Genomic DNA, 17,867 nt, shown 5'->3' with positions numbered 1-17,867 from the left:
CCCTGCGAACATTTCCATCACCCCTCCTTGGCGGCTCGGGCGGCCACGCGCGAAACCGCTTCCTGGGTGCGCACACGGCACGATCTTCGCACGCAAGACACCCGTACCAAGCGTCTGCGACCGAGTTACCAGAAACCCCGGCCGGGACGAAACGCTCTTTCAGTATCCCCAGCCGGCGTAGATGGTGACGTTCTCGCCGTTGTCCCTGGCTCCGACACACACGTCACGCCAGTCAAGCAGCCAGCCGCTGGAGTGGCAGCTCTCCCGCTGGAGGCCGAGTTCGCGGATGATCTCCGGGCGGGACAATCCGTCCCCGCTTCTCACCGTCGCAACGCGCCAGCAACCGCCGGAACCGCAGCTGGTGCCTTCGTTGACCGTGCTGATGCCTGGCGGCAATGAGGGGAGTGCTTTGGACGGCGGAGCATCCGAGCCTTCGCCGAGCATCAGCGCATACAGGAGGCTGGCCACGAGGGTGAGGGCGAACTGCATCCCCAGGAAGCCGATCGCTCCGTTGCGGCGGGGAATCCATTCCGGGGGAGGGGAGTTGTCGTTCCGGCCTTCGAGTCCCGCACCGCAGGCGATGAGCAGAGGTGCCAGGATCGTGAACACGAGATGCGCGTCGGGCCTGGGGACGTGGATCCAGCCCTGCTGGACGCAGATCAGCAGACTCGCTCCGGCGAGCAGCGTGCCGCCGATCGCGAAGCCGACAGGGCGGGTGCGGGCGATCGTCGTCCAGACGACGGCGGGCGCGACGGCGAAAAGCATCCCCAGGACGATCAGCATGTACGGGGGGACGTGCGGCCTCAGGCGCCCGGTTCCACACTGCCGGGGCTCACCTCAGGCCCGCAGGCCGGTCGTTCATGCCGCGTAGTGGGCGAAGTCGTCGTTGCCAAGTCTCACCCGTCCGCCCCTACGGCCTTGCCAGTGACAACAAGCCTGCCTCAGTGACAACTGGCGGTGATCGCACTGCGCCATGCCAAGCACGCCGCCCGGAGGCGCCGTGGCGGCACCGGGGCGGCACAGCGGGCAGCGGGTGGCGGCCCCAGCTGCGGCAGGGAAGTCCACGTGCCGGGGCCGGCCCGGGCCTGCGTGCCGCACGCCCTTGCGGCAGCGGCCCGGGCCCCGCACCTGGACGCGCGGCTCGCCGATATCCTCCGATGCCAGGCGGACTCGGCTCCGCATGAGCCCACGCACCTCTTCCCCTCCGGCACCGAACGGCCGACCGCTGTACCCCCGGCCGACGTCGGGCAGGCAAGGCGGCGGCAAGGGCCCGAGCCGACTGCGGCCGGCTGTCCTGAACCCGTACGGCCTCCCTGAGCCGTCGCTACGCTGGACGCTGCTGAGAGCAAGGACCCGCTGGTCGGGCCGACGTGGAGGAGACCCGTGCCCCAGGACGACCCCCCGACCCCGCAGCCTCCTCACGATCTGGATGCAGAAGCGACCGTGCTGCGTGCGATGCTGCGCTCCACCGAGGCCATCGCCGGCGTCGTCGAACTCCTCCACCACGACGACTTCTACCGCCACGCCCACGGCCGGATCTACCTGGCGATCCTGGAGGTCTACGCCCGCGACGAAGACCCTGACATGCGCAGCGTCGCCGACCAGCTCGCCAAGCACGAGGAACTCGCCGACGTCGGCGGCCACGTGTATCTGCAGAGGCTGGCCAGCACGCCCACGTCCAAGGACGCCTGGGTGCAGGCGGCCGGCACCATCCAGGGCATGGCCGTGCTGCGCCGCATGAGGGTGGCCGCCGCCCGCATCGACGACCTCACCACCGATGTCACCGCCGAGACCGTCGACCGCCTCGTCGACACCGCCGAGGCCGAGATCTTCGCCGCCACCGACCGCGGCCGCTTCCGGATCCCGCAGTCTCACCGGCTGGGCGATGTCATGGAAGGCGCCCTGGACGAGATCGAGGCCATCGGCCGACGTCCCGGCGCGATCGCCGGCATCCCCACCGGCTTCAGCGACCTCGACGCCCTCACTGGCGGCTTCTTCCCGGGCCAGCTCATCGTCATCGCCGGCCGCCCCTCCATGGGATCTTCTACCCTCGCCCTGAACCTGCTGCGCTCCGCAGCCATCAAGCACAACCTGCCGGCAGCCTTCTTCGTACTGGAGTCCCGCCGCACCGACACCACCATGCGGATCCTGGCCGCCGAGGCCCGCGTCGCCCTGCACCACATGCGCTCCGGCACCATGACCGACGACGACTGGACCCGCCTCGCCAAACGGATGCCCACAATTGCCAGCGCCCCGCTCTACCTCCAGGACGACCCCTACGCCAACTTCACCGAGCTCCGCGCACACTGCCGACGCCTGCACCGCCGGCACGGGCTGAAGCTCATCGCCGTCGACGACCTGCAGCTGCTCAACTACGGCACCCGCCCCCTCGGATCCCGCTACCAAGAGGTCTCCGAGATCGCCCGCAGCCTGAAGCACCTGGCCAAGGAACTCCAGATCCCCGTCATCGCCGTCTCCACCCTCAACCGCGGCCCCGAACAGCGCACCGACAAGGTGCCCTTCCTCAGCGACCTCCGCGACTCCGGCGCTCTGGAAGACAACGCCGACCTCGTGATCCTCATCCACCGCGAAGATATGTACGAGAAGGACACACCCCGCGCCGGCGAAGCCGACCTGATCGTCGCGAAGCACAGGTACGGGCCCACCGTCACCCTCACAACGGCCTTCCAAGGACACTATGGGCGCTTCGTCGAAATGGCGCAGGACTGACCCTGGCACGCTGCGGCAGGACGAAAGGTGGGGTTCGTGCGGGATCACGGCCGGCGACGACCACCAGGCGGTGCTGGTGGTCGTCACCGAGCTGGAGCGGATCACCCCCGACCCGGCCGGGGCCGCGGGGGCGGTGTGGCGGCGGCTCGGGCGCGATGAGTGGCAGACGCTGGGCGAGGCGCTGGATACCCCGACGGTGACCGCCTGTATGTCGCGCAGTGGAAGGAGGCCCGCGACCGGCAGGGACATGCCCGATTTGGGCAGGATGGCATGCAGGCGCGACGTTCACGATCTTGCGGTGGATCACATGATTTCCACGGGCTGCGCCCTTCCGCGTTCACACGGCCTCCCGTCCAAGATCCGAGCACGCATCACGCCTGACGACGAGACCGAGCTGCACTTCCTGCCCTCGCACTCACCCGAGCTGAAACCGGACGAGTTGGTCAACGCCGACCCTCAACACGGTCCTCCGCACCCCCGCGGGCCAGGAACCAGGCCGAACTCCCTGTGGAAACAGGGAAGATCCATCGCCGCCGACAACGTCGGCCGCACATCGTCACCGGCTGCGCCCCCACGTTCGCTACGTCCTCGACGAGTGAACCCAATGAGTTGGTGATCCATCAATGGCGTTGATCACCAACCGGACGGGCCCGTCCGATCAATCGGCCCCGACCATCGAAGAGGCAGGCTCCAGCTCACCCGTTGGTCGGAGCGCCGGTGGCGCGAAGGGAGTGGGCGACCTGGGCGGGGTGGGTCAGTTGGGGGTAGTGGCCGGCCCCGGCGATCTCGATCACCGGGACGTCGACGGCCTCGGTCAGCGGGTCCGTCGAACCCACGACGATCTGGACCGGGACGGTCACCCGGTCGAGGAGAGCCCGCCACTCGCTACGCTCGGCGGCGTCCCCGCGCAGGGATGCGACCACGCGACGCGCCACGCCGGGGCGTCTGAGGTCGGCCGCAGCGCTCCGCACCTCCGGTCCGTCGGGGACGCCGAGCGTCCGGGCCAGCCGAGGAGGTGGCATGCGGCGCAGCATCGGCGCGGCCACGACGGAGCGGGCGAGCCGCGGGGCGGGCGCCTGAAGGAACGCCGGGGAGACGAGGACAAGGCCGCCGAGGCGGTCCGGATGGTCGACGGCGAAGCGGAGCGCGGTCCCGCAGGCCAGGGAGTGCGCGACCAGTACGGGCTGGGTCTGCACCGGGCCCGTCAGATCGGCGAGCCACGCGTCGATCGACGAGGTGGACGGGGCCGAGCGGCCCAGGCCGGGCAGGTCGGGGACGAGCACCGGGCCGGGGAGGTGGGCGGCGACGGGCCTCCAGAGGTCGCCGTTCATCGGCAGGCCGTGCAGCAGGACGTGGGAGGGTCGATGCCGGTCGCCGGTCACCCAGGTGGGAGCGCCGGCGACGGTGTGGAAGCCGTACTGGCTCTGCCAGGGTGATGCGGAACCGAAGCGGGCGGCCACCAGGTCGTCGGCCCAGGTGTGCAGGGCCTCGGTCGCCGAAGGCATCTCCAGACCGATGCGCGCGGCGAAGGCATCGGCGGAGGCCGTCGGGTAGCGGTCGGCCGACAGGAACGACAGGGTCTCGGGGTCGGCACCGGTCAACCGCTGCGGCAGCCGCCGCAGCAGGCCGACGGGAATGGTCCGGCGAGGTGCCCGTACGCCCATGTGAGCGGCCATTGTGCCGATCAGGTCGGGCAGGAGCGGGGTGTCGTCGTCGAGCACCCAGTAGTGCTCACCCGCGGGGGACGCGGGAATCTCCGCCAGGAACCGCACGAGGTAGTCGATGGTCGTGACCGGCAGGAAGGTGTCGGATCCTCCGGGCAGTGCGGGGAGCCGTCCGTTCCACAGGTCCTCGACGAGGGTGGCCAGGCCGATGTACTGGCCCGGCCCGATCACGGTGCTGGGGTTGGCGACGGTCAGTGGCACCGACAGCGCCTCGGCACGGGCCCGTACGGCGAGATCGGCCTCGAGCTTCGAGGCCTCGTAGGCCCCCAGTTCTGCGTAGTCGGGGTGACCGTCGGCTGCGCTCACCCGGTATCCGCTGATGTGCACGAGCCTGCGCAGCCGGGGCAGTGTGGCGGCCCATTCGACCACGTTCAGCGCCCCGGTGACGTTCACCGACCGCGCATCCCGCTCGCTGAGGCCGAAGGCGAAGCGGCCGGCTGCGTTGTACACGTCCCGGACGTCGGGCAGTTCCGCGAGCGGTCGAGTGATGTCGGCGGTGACGATCTCCAGTCGGCGGAGGTCGACGCCCTGAGAGGTCAGCCAGGAGGTGAGGGTGTCGTCGCGTACGGCCGCCGCCACCCGCTGGCCTCGGGCGAGCAGCTCGGCGACGAGGGAACGGCCGATGAAGCCGGTCGCGCCGAAGACGATCGCGTCCATGGAACTCTCCTTAATAGATCGGTCTACATATTTTTGAGGCAGTAAAAGACCCGCCGGTGACGGCGGGCCGTATCAGCCGACCAGGGCGCCGATCCGGCGCGCGACCCGGTCCAGAGGCTCCTTGCTGCGATGCGTCCGGGCCAGCAGGAGTGCACCCTCCACGAGAGCCAGGATGGTGATGGCGAGGTCGTCGCCGTCCGGGTGGCCCGCCAGCCGCGCGCGCAGAGCCGCCTCCCAGGACGTGTAGACCTCCGAGCATGCCTCCTGCAGCGGGTCGTTGGTGCTGGCCGTCTCCAGCGCGACGGTGGCCACCGGGCACCCCTTGTGCCACCCTGACTCTTCCAGCCGCTCGCCCAGGTGGCGCAGTACCGCTTCGACGAACTCCGTCACCGAGTGACTGGAGTCCGCCAGGCTCTCCAGCTCACCGCCGATCGCGCGCCCGGCCCGTCGGACGGACTCGCCGACCAACTGGTCCTTGCCGCCGGGGAAGTGGAAGTACAGCGAGCCGCGAGGCGCGCCACTGGCCGCGATCACCTGGTTGAGCCCGGCGCCGAGGTAACCCCCGGCCTCGATCAACTCCTGCGTCGCGTCCAGCAATCGGTCGCGCGTTTCGGCGCCCTTCAGTCCCATGAAGCTACTGTAGACCGATCTACATATTCTCTCAATGTCTCTCTGGGTGCGCCTTTCCGGGGCCTCCCGCTCCTCAGGACAGCAAGGAGCCGTCGCGGACGAAGCGCGATTCCGGTGACGACACGGTCTTCAAGCGGGCCGTCCGGCTTGCCGACGAGGCGGAGGTCGACACCGCCCGCCGCGCGCGGGACCCGCATGACGAGGGTCGAGCCGTGGACCGCGGAGAGCGTGGCGGTCGCGCCCAGGGAGCTCGTGTCGATGACCGTGGGTGCGGTGCCCGCGGCCATGTCGTACAGCGTGTACGTGCTGCCCTCGGTCTTCACGACCACGTCCGTGCCGAGTCCGCCCCGGTACGCGCCCACGGGCAGGACGGTGCTGACGCCGTCCGCGTACCGCGTCCACCGGTGGACGGTCGCGCCGGTCACGCCGTCCTTGTGCGAGGTGAGGAACCCCTTCGGCCCGTGGCCGAGGACCACGGAGTCCGGCAGGAGCGCGGCGACGCCCTCCTGGGCCGTACCAAGCGACACGGTGGTGGTCGTCGTGGCCCCGGGAGTCGCGGCGCCCGCCGCGCCCGTCGTGAGCGTGCCCACGCAGGCGGCGGCGAGGGCCACGGCGACGGCGCCGGTGAGGTGGCGGTGGGGCGAACGGGCTTGGGACAAAGCGGATTTCCCCTCGGGCATCGTGAGAGCGGCGATCCATGCCGCACCCGCCTGATCCTTGAGGGCCTCGCAAGGTTGTACGACGCACGTGCAGCCAGTCGAGCGGAGCGGAAGCAGGTGGCACAGGCGCGCAGCGAGGCGGCCAAGACGTCGAAGTAGCCCCGGCGTGAGTGTGTCGGTCGGTAGCTGCCGAGGTGCTGGGACCGTCGCGCCCCAGCACCTCATGCGGTTCGGTTCAACGGACTGGTGCCGGCGTCACGCCCACTGCACGACGAGTTCCCGCACTGCCTCCAGCTGTTTCTGGGCGAGTTTTCCCGCCGGGCCTTGGTGTTCGAGACCCCCGCGACCAGCTTCACGGCCACCGGCTCTGCCTCGCCGTCGATCACCATTTCTTCAGCGGGACCGCGCGGCACGGGCCGGTCCGCGCCTTCCCGTTCAACCCACTGCGCCGGGGCCGCCGGACTCCGCTGAAACGCCTGTTGAGCCTTGCTCGGAGGTTCGCCGCGCCCTGCTGTGCGCTCCGACCGCCCTGCCCTATCCGTACGAGAGCGCGGTCCCGTAGGCCACCAGGTACCAGGAGCCGGGGTCTCTCCCTTTCTGGATGGCCGTCAGGCGTGCGCCGATGACCTCGGCGGCACCGGTTTCGGCGGCGCTCACGCTCAGAGAAGAGAACGCTTCGCCCGGAAAGACCTGTAGGTCGCCCCAAACGACCCACCTGGAAGTCACAGGTCGGTCCATGCGCTGGGGGTTGTCGACGGTGAGGACCGGGACCGGAAAGGAAAGTCTTCTCGCCATGCCTCTGCCATACCGCCGTTCCGGCGGAGCAAACGGCTCCGGCGTCCTGCCCCCGCACCGACGGTGCGGAACGGCGAGGCGCTGTCGTGATGATGAGCACCACCCGCGGCTGGGCCACCGGCTGACGGCACCACCACGCTCGCGGAGCAGGAGCCGTCGCGCGAACTCCGCTGCGGGCTTGAGGACCGCATCACCGGCCGCCGACATCGAAATCGCAGTGCGGCTCACCTGTTCCGGCCCGTACGCTGCCGACGCAGCCCTCGTCGGCCGGCGGCCCAGGGCACCCGGTCGCCGGTCCGCCGGGGCGGGAGACCCGGATCCGAATTCCGGCGGCGTCACACCCTTCGCCGGTCCCGGCGCTCCACCCGCAGGACGAGGGTGACGGGTCCGTTCAGAGGCATGTGAGGGAGATCCGGTGCAGGACGTCTTGTGCGGAATCGCGGCCAACCCGGCCCTCCCGGGCCATCTGTTCGAGCGGCTCGCGAGGACGGGCGATGAAGACGTGCGCCACGAACTGACGTATCGCGACGACCTGTCCGAGCCCCAGGCACGCATCCTCCTGGCCCACGAAGACGTCGACGTCCTTTCGCTGATCGCGCGCGGCAAGGTCCCCTGGACCGAGGTGCCACGCCATGACCCCTCCTTCCTGCAGGCCGCCGCCCAGGCGGGGATCGCACCGGAAACAGTGGTGCGCGAACTCGCCGCGCACCACGACCCGGAAGTCCGTGGCGACCTGGCCTCCTACGTCGCCGGCCTGCCGCCCGACGTCCTCGCCGCCCTGACCCGCGATCCCGACCCGGCCGTGGCCGAGCGGGCGGCCGAAGCCGCCGACCTGCCTGCCGACCTGGCAGAGGAACTCGCCCGCCACCCCCACGTCGTGGTCCGAGTGAGCCTCGCGTACAACGACCGCACCCCGCCCGAGCTGCTCGCCGCGCTCCTCGCCGACGGCGGTACCCCCGCGCCCACCCGCTGCGCCGCATGCCACCACCGCACCGAAGGCTGCCCCGACCATGCCCCGGGCCTCCGCAGGATCCGGCTGGCCGCCGCTGCCAACCCAGCCGTACCGACCGTTGGTCTCGAGAGCTTCCTCGACGCCGAGGAAGCCGCGGCACCGGCCGAGATCGCGGAACGGACCGACCTCCCAGCCGCCTTCCACGCCCGCCTGGCCACCCACCCGGCAGCCTTCGTACGGCAGACCCTCGCCCGCAATCCCAGCATCGGTGAACCGCTGATCCTCGGACTCGCCGAAGACCCCGACCCCGGCGTCCGCCTGGCCGTCGCGGAGAACCCGTCCGTACCCCTGGCCTGCCTCACCGCGCTCGCAGGCCGCCGAAGGCTCCCGGAGGGGCCGTTGCCGCGGATCCTGAACGCGACCGAGCCCGAACTGCACGCACTGGCCACGAGCCGCGTGGCCCAGGTGCGTGCCCTCGTCGCCACGCGCCCGGACCTTCCCGCGCGGCTCGTCGACCGGCTCGCCGAAGACACCGACATCGGGGTCGTCGGCAAGATCGCACCCCACCCAGGTCTCACCGGCCACCAGCTCGCCGCCATCGCCGACCGCCACGGACCACCTGTGTACGGCGCCATCGCTCACAACCCTGGCTGCCCCGCCCAGCTGCTCCGCCGGATGGCACGGGACACCGGACCCGCGCGTAAGGCGCTCCGCACGATCGCGTCCCACCCGGCCTCACCACCGGACGTCATCGAGGCCCTGCTCACGAATGCCGACCCCAGGGTCGTCCACGCAGCGGCCGCACACCCCGCACTGCCGGTGGCAACGATGGAACGCCTCCTCGACCGCGCCACGGCGAGCTGACACGGCTGGTCGACCGGACCGCAGCCATCCCTGTGCAGCCCCCCACCAACCGTGCCTGGCACGCCACGGGCGGCGGTCGATAGTGTCGGCCCATGTCCAGTCCTGGAGACGTGCCGCCGGAGATTCTGAACAGGCTGCGGTCGATCTGCCGCCAGCTGCCCGAGTCCTACGAGGAACCGGCCTGGATCGGCATGCGCTGGCGGATCCGCACACGCACGTTCGCCCATGTCTACTCACCGGACGTGGAACGCTCCCCGAACTACGCCGCGTACGCGACCGCGGATCAGGACCCCGTCGTGATGACCTTTCGAGTACCCGCCGACGACCTCCTCGGCCTGACCGCCCCCGGGTTCCCCTTCCGCCGCGCCGACTGGGGCCACAACCGTGTCGTCGCCGTCCTCGGTGAGCACACCGACTGGACCGAACTCGCCGAACTGATCACCGACAGCTACCGCGAGATGGCCCCGAAATTCCTCGCCGCCCGCCTCCCCCTCCTGCCGCCGCTCGACTGACCGAAGGGGCTGTCCGCGGGGGGAGCCGTGCAACCCGGCGATGGACCGGTGCTCTCCACCGACGGCATGCAAGTACGCCGCGCCGGCTCCGTCGACCTACCTGGCGTGCCCCTCGCTGCGAATCCGGTGCAGCGGTTCGTGTCAGGAGAGGTCGTCTCGTCCGCACCCCGAAGCAGGCACGGCGACGGACTGTGGCCTGACCTTCCGGCACCGTGCCGCCGGCGGTCAGTCGGGGAAGGAGAAGTAGAGCGCCTCGCTGTAGAAGGACGCGAAGTGCCTCTCCCAGTCGGCCCGCACCGAGGCCAGCCAGTCGTCGTTCCGGCCGGCGATCGCGGCCTCGGCCCTGGCGACGGCGTCGGGGATGTCCTCGGACGCCAGATGCCGCACGCTCGCCGCCGGATCGTCGCCCGTCATGGAGACGATCTCCCCGGTCTCGAGGACGAAGTACTTCGCCTGCTGCTTCTCGAGGTGCGCCGTGGTCCGGGCAACGCATGCGGCGAAGTCGGCGTCGTCCTCCAGACCCTTGCCGACCACGCGCAGGAGGTCGCGGAGCAGGTCCGCGCCGCCGGCGTAGTCCGCGGCAATGCCGATCGGAGGGTTCCAGATCATGGACGGGACGATGGTCGTGCCGCGCCCCACCATGAGCTTGTGCGCGAGCGGGATGTCCCCGTTGTGCTCGGATACGCATCGGATCTGCTGGGGGATGCCTGCATCGTCCGGCAGGGAGTCTGCGGAGTAGAGATACGAACGGTTTGCCATGATCGCGACGCTAGGGCGTGTTGCGAAAGTCCCGCCTGCCCGACGGCGCCTGGCACGCACGCTCGCCGCGTTGTCGGGATCACCCCGATACATCCAGTATCGGGGCGACCCTCCGCCTTGCGATCGCACGCACCAGACGCCGTCGGGCCCGCCCTTCGGGCGGCCGGCGCTACTTTCGCAACACGCCCTAGCACCGGGGTCCGACAACGCCGACGCCGCCGGACTCCTCCCGCGCGACACCCGGCCTCCCCGGGCCCGCCTCGACTGCACGGCCACGCCGCGAGCACGGGCGCCGGCTTCCCCACCCCGTACATGAGGCCCGCGCCCAGGCGGGGGCGTCAACGGCCCTTGCCGCGCAGTTCGTATCGCCACATCGCGTCGAGTTGGCAGCAGCACCTCCGGTTCGCACCGGTGGGGGAGCCGGGCAGGCGGAACCTGGTCCCGGCACCGCGCGCAAGCGGGCTCTCGACGCGGCAGCCAGGAGCCGCATCAGGCCGTGCCCGGAACCTGCCCGGAACCGGGACCGGAACCGGCGCCGCAACCGGGGCCAGAGCCGCCTCCGGTGGCCGGGACCGGGGGCGAGCTCGCGTCGATACCCAGTTGAAACACAGCCGTGGGGCGTTCGAAGCGGTGCTCGGACCGGCTGGAAGGGTGGTCACGCGACTGTGTGCCCGTACCCGATCGCCGGTGTACGTGAGGCAGGAGGCCGTTGACATGCTGAGCACTCCCCACCGCCCCGATGCCGCCACCCGAGCGGTGCCCGCCGACCTGCCCCGGAAACGGGACGGCGCACGGTCGCGCGCAGGCAGGGTCCCGGCGGGCCGTCGCGGCCGGCTGATCGCCGCCTCGGCACTGGGCGGAGCGCTGCTGATGATGCTGCACGCCCGGATTCCCAACGAGGTCGGCCAGCTCGGCAGCCTGTTCCAGACGTTCCTGCCGTGGGCCGGGTTGAGCGTCCCGGTCCTGCTCATACTGGCGGCGGTTCGACGTTCCCGGCTCGCGGCCGTCGCCGTCGTCGCGCCCGCGGTCGTCTGGGTCTCTCTCTTCGGCGGTGCCGTCGTCGACAAGAGCTCCGCCGGCGGAGACCTCATCGTGCTCACGCACAACGTGGACGAGGCGAACCGGGAGCCCGGGCGCACCGCGCGTGCCCTCGCCCGGTCCGGGGCGCACGTGCTCGCTCTCGAAGAGCTGTCTGCGAAGACCACACCGGTGTACGAGCGTGAGCTGGCCGCAAGCCACCCGTACCACTCGGTGCACCTCGGCATCGGACTGTGGAGCACGTACCCGCTGCACCGTGTGGAACCCGTGCCGATCATGCCCTGGACCCGTGCGGTTCGGGCCACGGTCGACACCCCGAAGGGCCCCGTCGCCGTATTCGCCGCTCACCTCGCGTCGGTACGTGTCACCCCGACCACCGGCTTCGCCACCGCCCGCCGCAACGAGGCGGGAAGGAATCTCGCCGAGGCCGTGGCTGCGGAGCAGCTGCCCCGCGTCGTGGTGATGGGCGACTTCAACGGGACGAGCGAGGACACCGCGCTGAAGCCGCTGACCTCGCAGTTGCGCTCCGTGCAGCGGGAAGCGGGCGCCGGCTTCGGCTTCACCTGGCCGGCATCGACCCCGCTGGTACGCATCGACCAGATCCTCGTCAGGGGAGTGAGCCCCGCCTCCTCCTGGTCGCTGCCCGCCACCGGCAGCGACCACCTCCCCGTCGCGGCCTCGCTGAGGCTGTGACCGGACCGCCCGAGCAAGTGACTAAGATGACGAAACATATGATCGCGCATGAAATAGACAGGTGACATGTCGGTCATCCCCGAACCAGGTCTCATCAGCGTCCTCGTGGTCGAGGACGACGCCGTCATCCGTCGCGCCGTCCAGCTTTTCCTGGAGCGCTACGGCTATCAGGTCACGGTGGCCGTTGACGGACTCGCCGGCCTGGAGGTCTTCCGGGCCGGCACGCATGATCTGCTGATCCTGGACGTCATGCTGCCCGAACTCGACGGTATCGGGCTGTGCCGACGGATCAGAGACGAGAGCTCGGTACCGATCCTGATGATGTCCGCGCGCGGCGACGCCCTCGACGTCGTCGCAGGACTGGAAGCGGGCGCCGACGACTACGTCGTCAAACCCGTCGACACCGCCGTCCTCGTCGCCCGCATCCGCATGCTGCTGCGCCGCGCGAGCTTCCAACCACCTCAACAAGCAGGTAAGCATCCCACCCGCCCCACGGACACCCACGCACGCACGGACCAAGCCGACGCGGTGACCCCCGGAGTACTGGTCTTCGGCGACCTGGCCGTCAACACCATCGGTCTGGAAGTACATCGCGACGGCCGGCCCGTGCCGCTGACCCCCACCGAACTGCGCCTCCTCCTCGAGTTCGCCGCGGCACCCGGGATCGTGCTGGACCGCCGACGGCTGCTCCGCGACGTCTGGGACTACGGCTGGGAAGGCGACACCCGGGTCGTGGACCTGTGCGTACTACGCCTGCGCAAGAAGATCGGTACCGGCCGGATCGAGACCGTCCGCGGCTTCGGCTACAAACTCGTCCGCGACTGAGAGGCCGACCCGGCACATGGCACTCCTCAACCCACGCGCCCTGCGCTGGAAGATCGCAGCCCTGACCGCGACCGCCTGCTGCGCGGTGGCCGCGGTGATCGGCGTACTCGTCCACCAAGCCATAGCCGAACGCGGTGACCGGACCGGTGAACAACGCGTCGCCGCCCGCCTGACCGCCGCAGAGCGCGAATACGCCCGCACGGGCACCGCGCCCATCGACGTCGAGATCCGTACCCCTCAGCAGCTCGACGCGCCCCTCGCACACGCCCTGGCCGCCAAGAACCCGAACGACCTGTACGCGACCTGGTACGACCGAAAGCCCCCCAACTGGTACTGGCTATGGGCGGCCATGCCCGTCGAGGGCAACCGCGTACTCGTCGCCCGGACGGACATGAGTACCGAGGTACGCAGCCTCCAGCTCCTGGACCGCAGCATCATCAAAGCCGTGCTGGCCGCCCTCGCGGTCATCGTGCCGCTCGCCGCCCTGGCCACCGAACCGATGAACCGCCGGCTGCGCCACGGTTCCCGCACCGCCCGGGCCATCGCCGACGGTGACCTCGACGCCCGGATCGGCCCCCGCGGCCGGGCCCGTGACGAGATCACCGAGATGTCGGCCGCCATGGACATGATGGCCGAAACCCTGCAGCGCAAGCTGGAGAACGAGCGGCGATTCACCGCAGACGTCGCCCATGAACTGCGCACCCCGTTGATGGGCCTGTCCACCGCCGCAGAACTGCTCCCGCAGAACGACGAAGCGGCTGAACTCGTACGCGACCGGGCCTCGGCACTGAACGGTCTGGTCGAGGACCTCCTGGAAATCTCCCGGCTCGACGCCGGGGCCGAACGGGCCCGGACCGACGTCGTACCACTGGGGGATCTGGTCGCCGACGTCGTGCGCCGGACCGGGACGCAGACCCTCGTCACGACCAGGGACGCCCAGGTGGTGGAGACCGACCCGCGAAGGGTGGAACGGATCGTGGTCAACCTGGTGACCAACGCCCACCGGCACGGAGCAGTCCCCGTCGAGGTCACCGTCACAGGCACCCGGATCGCCGTACGGGACCACGGGCCCGGCTTTCCCGCCACGCTCCTCGACGAAGGACCACAGCGCTTCCGCACGGGAACCTCAGCACGGGGTCGCGGCCACGGCCTCGGACTCACCATCGCACTGGGGCAGGCCGGTGTCCTCGGGGCCCGGCTGACCTTCGCCAACGCCCCCGGCGCAGGCGCGACCGCCACCCTCGACCTGGCGTCGACCCCGGTTCACGGTCCGGGGTCCGGGGTCAGACCTCGATGACGATCTTCCCTGAGGTGTGGCCTTCCTGGCTGAGGGTGAAGGCCGCGGCGAGTTCGGAGAGCGGGAACATTGCGGCGACATCGACCGTGAGCCGGCCCTGGTCCGCGAGCCTGCCCAAAGCCGCGAGGTCCTCGCTGTCCGGGCGGACCCACATCCACTGGCCACCGGCGCCGAGGACGGTGTGGTCGGCGATGGAAGCATGCCGCCCGCCCTCGGCCAGAACAGCCAGGGTGGTGTCCAGTACCCCGCCCACGAAGTCGGCGACAACCGAGACTCCGTTCGGAGCCAGGGCACGAACGCGTTCGGTCAGCCCGTCGCCGTAGGCGACGGGCTCGCAGCCGAGCCCTCGCAACCGATCGTGGTTGCGCGGGGAGGCGGTGCCGATGACCCGCGCTCCCCGTGCCCGGGCCAGCTGCACGCCGAGGGACCCGACGCCGCCGGCCGCGCCGTGCACGAGAACGGTGTCGTCGGAGGTCGTCCCCAGACGTGTGAGGAGCTGGTGGGCCGTCAGGCCGGCCAGCGGCAGTCCGGCGGCCTGCGCCCAGTTCAACGAGGCCGGCTTGGCGGCGAGAGCACGTACGGGCACGCTGACGTACTCGGCGAAGGTACCGCCGTGCACGCAGTCCTTGCGGGCGTAGGCCATCACCTCGTCGCCGACCGCGAACTCGGGCACGTCGATGCCGAGCCGCTCCACGGTGCCGCTCACGTCCCAACCAGGAACCACCGGGTGAAAGACATCCATCAGGCCGTCGAGGCCGCCCGCCATGATCTTCCAGTCGACCGGGTTCACCCCGGCACATCGGACCTTGACGAGAACCTCGCCAGGGGCGACCTTCGGCAGGGGCAACCGGGTCTCACGGAGCACCTCCGTCCCGCCGTAGGTCTCATACGTCATCGCCCTCATAGTGCCCTCGGACATCCGCGACGCCTCTCCCGTACCGTTCGGCCCCCGCTCCATCTGAGCACGGTGAGCCCCGGACACATCGCAAGGCTCGCCCGGAAGCAGTGGCGGGTGGGAGCCTGGTGTGCGGCCCTTGCGGACCATCACCTGGTGGGGTTCGCGAGGCCTACCGGGATGCGGTGAACTGCCGTGGAGAGAACCTGCGGGACGACGAGCTTCCGGAACCCGGGAGGACCTGGAGAGTGGCGCGGTAGCTGAGCAGAAGTGGGTGGAGGAACAGATTCGGCAAGCCGAGGGCCGAGAGTTGGACTCGCCCCCGGCGAAAGGCCTGCTGCGCTAGCCTCAAGGGCGTACCCGATCCACGAGGGGGCCACCGTGGCGCACCTGACTTTCGACGAGGCCGAGCAGCGCGAGCTGCGCGACGCCGCGCGCGCCGAGTTCCCCGGGAACCCGGTGCTTGCCTACGTCCTCGAGAACCTCGCGGCCGAAGGGATCGACCTGGACCGGTGCCGTGACTGGGACGACATTCGGGCCGAGCAGGGCCTGCCCGAGCGCGATGGCGGGGCGCAAGGTGTCGCCTAAGCACAACCGGGGCGGCCGGCGCCCGAGGATCGTCTTCATCGAGCCGGCCGAGACGCAGGTTCGCGTCCTCACCACCGAGCAGACCGGCTGCCTGGACACGGCGCTCAACGTGATCGCGGCCGACCCCACCGTCGTGAAGGCGCACGCCACCGCGTCCGCGCTGCGTGACTACCAGCACGATGGTATCCGCGTGATCTTCTACGCGACCGCGCTCGGCAGCATCCTCATCGTCACCTACGTCGAGGTGGACTGAGCTCCCGACGCATCCGTCGCCAGCGCGTTCACCGGGGTGTGGCCGGGGTGGTTTCGGTCGTGGCGCGAGAACGGTCCGACGACGGGGCGGGAGGACGGTACGGCATAGAGCGATCGGGTTGCGGCCCACAAGGCTCCCTGTTGACGAAGAGGTCGGCGCTGAGCGCGGAAGGCGGGTCAGTTGTCCGGAGTGCGCGCGGTGACGCGCGTCCCGGGGTGGGCCAGCGAGCACAGGAAGGCCACGGCCAGGGCGATCGCCATGCCGTAGAAGACCCACTGGTTGGCCTCCGCGAAATCCATCCGGATCGCGTCCCCCGCCCCCTGCAGGGCCTTCGCTACCGGCCCGTCACCGGGGGGACCCTGGCCGTCCGGGTGACCGGTGACCGCCTCGGCGACCTTCTCCGCGGTGGCCGAGGCCTCGGCCGGCGGCAGCCCGCGGTCTTGGAGCGTGGTGGTGATGCGGTCCGTGGAGACATGGGACAGCACGGTGCTGAAGACGGCCATGCCGATGGCCGCCGCGTAGTTGCGGATCGTCTGGGTGATCCCCGTGACCTCGCCGTACGAGGCGTCGATGGCCCGGTTGACGGCGTCGGTGGAGGCCGGTGCGAGCAGGAATCCGATGCCGGCGCCCGCCATGGCCGCGTAAGGCCACTGGTCGTGCATCGACAGTTCGGTCATGTTCTGCGCCCAGAGGTAGAACCCGACCGCGCCGAGCGCGCAGCCGAGCTTCATGGCCGGGCGGGCGCCGCGCTTGTCGAGGATCCGCCCACCCCACTGGGAGGCGAGGCCGAAGCCGATGAAGAAGTACAGCAGGAAGAGCGCGGCCTGGTTCGGAGAGGCGCTGAGCGACACCTGGGCGTACACGGACGAGAAGAAGAACACCGGTACGAAGGCGAGCATCGCGAAGAACAGCACGAGACTGTCGACGGTGAAGGCCCGGTCCCGGAAGACGTCGAAGTCGATCAGCGGGTGGGCGGTGCGCCGCTCGTAGCCGAGGAACAGCACCAGGACGAGCAGGCCGCCGACGATGCAGGCCCAGGTCGCGACGCTGCCCCAGCCCCAGGACGAGGCCTGCTGGAAGCCCAGCACACTCAGGCCCATGCCGACGGCGACCAGCGCGGCGCCGACGATGTCCAGGCGCTCGGAGCGGCGGCTCTCGGGGATCCGGGCGAGCACGGCGAGCACGATGGCGACGACGGCCACCGGCACGTTGACCCAGAAGATCGCCCGCCACGTCCACGCGGTCAGCCAGCCGCCGAGCAGGGGTCCGACGGCGGTGAGGGCGCCGGAGAGTCCGAAGAAGAGCGCGAGGGCGCGACCGCGACGGTCGACGGGGAAGACGGCGATGACGACGGCCAGCGCTGCCGGGAACATCAGGGCAGCTCCGAGACCCTGGGTCGCGCGGAAGACGATCAGCCAGGTCTGGGCGAGGTCGCCGGAGGGCACACAGCCGCAGAGCACCGAGGAGATGACGAAGACCAGGGTGCCGATCAGCATGACGCGGCGGTGCCCGAACAGGTCGGAGAGCCGGCCGCCGAGCGCGAAGAACGCGGCGAGGGACAGCAGGTAGGCGTTGACGACCCACTGCATGCCGGAGGCGGTCAGGTCGAGCTCGTCGGTGATGTTCGGGGCGGCGATCGAGACGATGGTCTGGTCGATGAAGGTCATCGACACCGCGAAGAGCATGGCTGTGAGCGCCAGCTTCTGGCGGGGCGCCTCGCTGCGGACAGACCCGGTCGGGGTGGGGGGTGGGGAAGTACCTGCCATGTTCGGATGATCGTCCCGGCGCTCCGTGTGTGCATGCCGAGGCCGCCGCCCCGGGGGTCGGCGGCGCCGAAGAGTGACCCGTTCGAGTGGGCGGTGTCTCCGGTCTTCCGTTCGGTGGAAGGTGCCCGAGTGTGCCCGCGGTGGTGCCTGGTGGTGTCTTTCCGGCCATCGGAGCGTTGGCCGGTCGTGAGGGACGGGGAGATTTCTGACGCTGTGTGGGCAGTGATCGG

16 protein-coding genes are annotated in these 17,867 nt (G+C 70.4%); 8 read left to right on the top strand and 8 right to left on the bottom strand.

Annotation, left to right across the window (positions count from 1 at the left end; translation table 11 throughout):
- Positions 1-159: 159 nt before the first annotated feature.
- Positions 160-783, bottom strand: coding sequence for a hypothetical protein (locus tag ACF08F_RS33805; RefSeq protein WP_392302344.1), 624 nt, complete (start codon positions 781-783; stop codon positions 160-162).
- A 546-nt stretch (positions 784-1,329) separates the two neighbouring features.
- On the opposite strand from ACF08F_RS33805, the gene dnaB reads away from it, so the two are divergent.
- The gene (dnaB, locus tag ACF08F_RS33800; RefSeq protein WP_392302359.1) at positions 1,330-2,730 is read left to right on the top strand and encodes a replicative DNA helicase; all 1,401 of its coding nucleotides are present in this window, start codon (positions 1,330-1,332) and stop codon (positions 2,728-2,730) included.
- 695 nt (positions 2,731-3,425) lie between these two features.
- Here dnaB and ACF08F_RS33795 read toward each other — a convergent pair.
- From ACF08F_RS33795 to ACF08F_RS33780, 4 genes are all read right to left on the bottom strand, one after another.
- A complete protein-coding gene (locus tag ACF08F_RS33795) occupies positions 3,426-5,111 on the bottom strand; it encodes an alpha/beta fold hydrolase (protein ID WP_392302343.1) in 1,686 nt (561 codons plus the stop codon).
- Between the two features lie 72 nt (positions 5,112-5,183).
- On the bottom strand, positions 5,184-5,741 hold the full coding sequence (locus ACF08F_RS33790) for a TetR/AcrR family transcriptional regulator (RefSeq protein ID WP_392302342.1): 558 nt from the start codon (positions 5,739-5,741) through the stop codon (positions 5,184-5,186).
- Positions 5,732-6,400, bottom strand: coding sequence for a hypothetical protein (locus ACF08F_RS33785; RefSeq protein WP_392302341.1), 669 nt, complete (start codon positions 6,398-6,400; stop codon positions 5,732-5,734). The genes ACF08F_RS33790 and ACF08F_RS33785 overlap by 10 nt, the downstream gene beginning before the upstream one ends.
- A gap of 534 nt (positions 6,401-6,934) precedes the next feature.
- Positions 6,935-7,057 carry a hypothetical protein gene (locus ACF08F_RS33780; RefSeq protein ID WP_392302340.1) on the bottom strand — a complete coding sequence of 41 codons (123 nt, stop codon included), beginning with the start codon at positions 7,055-7,057 and terminating at the stop codon, positions 6,935-6,937.
- A gap of 553 nt (positions 7,058-7,610) precedes the next feature.
- Between ACF08F_RS33780 and ACF08F_RS33775 the strand changes: the two genes are divergently transcribed.
- Positions 7,611-9,011: a hypothetical protein gene (locus ACF08F_RS33775; RefSeq protein ID WP_392302339.1), complete on the top strand. Its 1,401-nt coding sequence runs from the start codon at positions 7,611-7,613 to the stop codon at positions 9,009-9,011.
- Between the two features lie 92 nt (positions 9,012-9,103).
- On the top strand, positions 9,104-9,523 hold the full coding sequence (locus tag ACF08F_RS33770) for an MmcQ/YjbR family DNA-binding protein (protein WP_392302338.1): 420 nt from the start codon (positions 9,104-9,106) through the stop codon (positions 9,521-9,523).
- Positions 9,524-9,748: 225 nt separating this feature from the next.
- Here the strand turns inward: ACF08F_RS33770 and ACF08F_RS33765 are convergent, their stop codons facing one another.
- On the bottom strand, positions 9,749-10,282 hold the full coding sequence (locus tag ACF08F_RS33765; protein WP_392302337.1) for a hypothetical protein: 534 nt from the start codon (positions 10,280-10,282) through the stop codon (positions 9,749-9,751).
- 714 nt (positions 10,283-10,996) lie between these two features.
- Between ACF08F_RS33765 and ACF08F_RS33760 the strand changes: the two genes are divergently transcribed.
- The 3 genes from ACF08F_RS33760 (at position 10,997) to ACF08F_RS33750 (ending at position 14,135) form a co-directional block, all read left to right on the top strand.
- Complete coding sequence (locus tag ACF08F_RS33760) at positions 10,997-12,013, top strand: endonuclease/exonuclease/phosphatase family protein (protein ID WP_392302336.1); 1,017 nt, start codon at positions 10,997-10,999, stop codon at positions 12,011-12,013.
- 66 nt (positions 12,014-12,079) lie between these two features.
- Entirely contained in the window at positions 12,080-12,838 is a 759-nt protein-coding gene (cseB, locus tag ACF08F_RS33755; RefSeq protein ID WP_392302335.1) for a two-component system response regulator CseB, read from the top strand.
- A gap of 16 nt (positions 12,839-12,854) precedes the next feature.
- Positions 12,855-14,135 (top strand): ATP-binding protein, encoded by a 1,281-nt coding sequence (locus ACF08F_RS33750; protein WP_392302334.1) that lies wholly within the window; start codon positions 12,855-12,857, stop codon positions 14,133-14,135.
- Here the strand turns inward: ACF08F_RS33750 and ACF08F_RS33745 are convergent.
- Positions 14,122-15,039, bottom strand: coding sequence for an NADP-dependent oxidoreductase (locus ACF08F_RS33745; protein ID WP_392302358.1), 918 nt, complete (start codon positions 15,037-15,039; stop codon positions 14,122-14,124). The genes ACF08F_RS33750 and ACF08F_RS33745 overlap by 14 nt on opposite strands.
- A 372-nt stretch (positions 15,040-15,411) precedes the next feature.
- Between ACF08F_RS33745 and ACF08F_RS33740 the strand changes: the two genes are divergently transcribed.
- Positions 15,412-15,618: a hypothetical protein gene (locus tag ACF08F_RS33740; protein ID WP_392302333.1), complete on the top strand. Its 207-nt coding sequence runs from the start codon at positions 15,412-15,414 to the stop codon at positions 15,616-15,618.
- Positions 15,608-15,871, top strand: coding sequence for a hypothetical protein (locus ACF08F_RS33735; RefSeq protein WP_392302332.1), 264 nt, complete (start codon positions 15,608-15,610; stop codon positions 15,869-15,871). The genes ACF08F_RS33740 and ACF08F_RS33735 overlap by 11 nt, the downstream gene beginning before the upstream one ends.
- Positions 15,872-16,047: 176 nt before the next feature.
- Here ACF08F_RS33735 and ACF08F_RS33730 read toward each other — a convergent pair whose 3' ends face one another.
- Complete coding sequence (locus ACF08F_RS33730; RefSeq protein WP_392302331.1) at positions 16,048-17,637, bottom strand: MFS transporter; 1,590 nt, start codon at positions 17,635-17,637, stop codon at positions 16,048-16,050.
- Between the last annotated feature and the right edge of the window lie 230 nt (positions 17,638-17,867).

The sequence above is a fragment of the Streptomyces sp. NPDC015130 genome (assembly GCF_043080005.1).
Classification (GTDB): Bacteria; Actinomycetota; Actinomycetes; order Streptomycetales; family Streptomycetaceae; genus Streptomyces.
This window is presented reverse-complemented; position numbering and strand designations above follow the sequence as displayed.

Excerpts from the sequence above, each read along its gene's own strand:
- ACF08F_RS33760 (WP_392302336.1), top strand. The coding sequence starts at position 10,997 with ATGCTGAGCACTCCCCACCGCCCCGATGCCGCCACCCGAGCGGTGCCC.
- ACF08F_RS33730 (WP_392302331.1), bottom strand. The coding sequence starts at position 17,637 with ATGGCAGGTACTTCCCCACCCCCCACCCCGACCGGGTCTGTCCGCAGC.
- ACF08F_RS33805 (WP_392302344.1), bottom strand. The coding sequence starts at position 783 with ATGCTGATCGTCCTGGGGATGCTTTTCGCCGTCGCGCCCGCCGTCGTC.
- ACF08F_RS33765 (WP_392302337.1), bottom strand. The coding sequence starts at position 10,282 with ATGGCAAACCGTTCGTATCTCTACTCCGCAGACTCCCTGCCGGACGAT.
- ACF08F_RS33795 (WP_392302343.1), bottom strand. The coding sequence starts at position 5,111 with ATGGACGCGATCGTCTTCGGCGCGACCGGCTTCATCGGCCGTTCCCTC.
- cseB (WP_392302335.1), top strand. The coding sequence starts at position 12,080 with ATGTCGGTCATCCCCGAACCAGGTCTCATCAGCGTCCTCGTGGTCGAG.
- ACF08F_RS33745 (WP_392302358.1), bottom strand. The coding sequence starts at position 15,039 with ATGAGGGCGATGACGTATGAGACCTACGGCGGGACGGAGGTGCTCCGT.
- ACF08F_RS33770 (WP_392302338.1), top strand. The coding sequence starts at position 9,104 with ATGTCCAGTCCTGGAGACGTGCCGCCGGAGATTCTGAACAGGCTGCGG.
- ACF08F_RS33750 (WP_392302334.1), top strand. The coding sequence starts at position 12,855 with ATGGCACTCCTCAACCCACGCGCCCTGCGCTGGAAGATCGCAGCCCTG.
- ACF08F_RS33790 (WP_392302342.1), bottom strand. The coding sequence starts at position 5,741 with ATGGGACTGAAGGGCGCCGAAACGCGCGACCGATTGCTGGACGCGACG.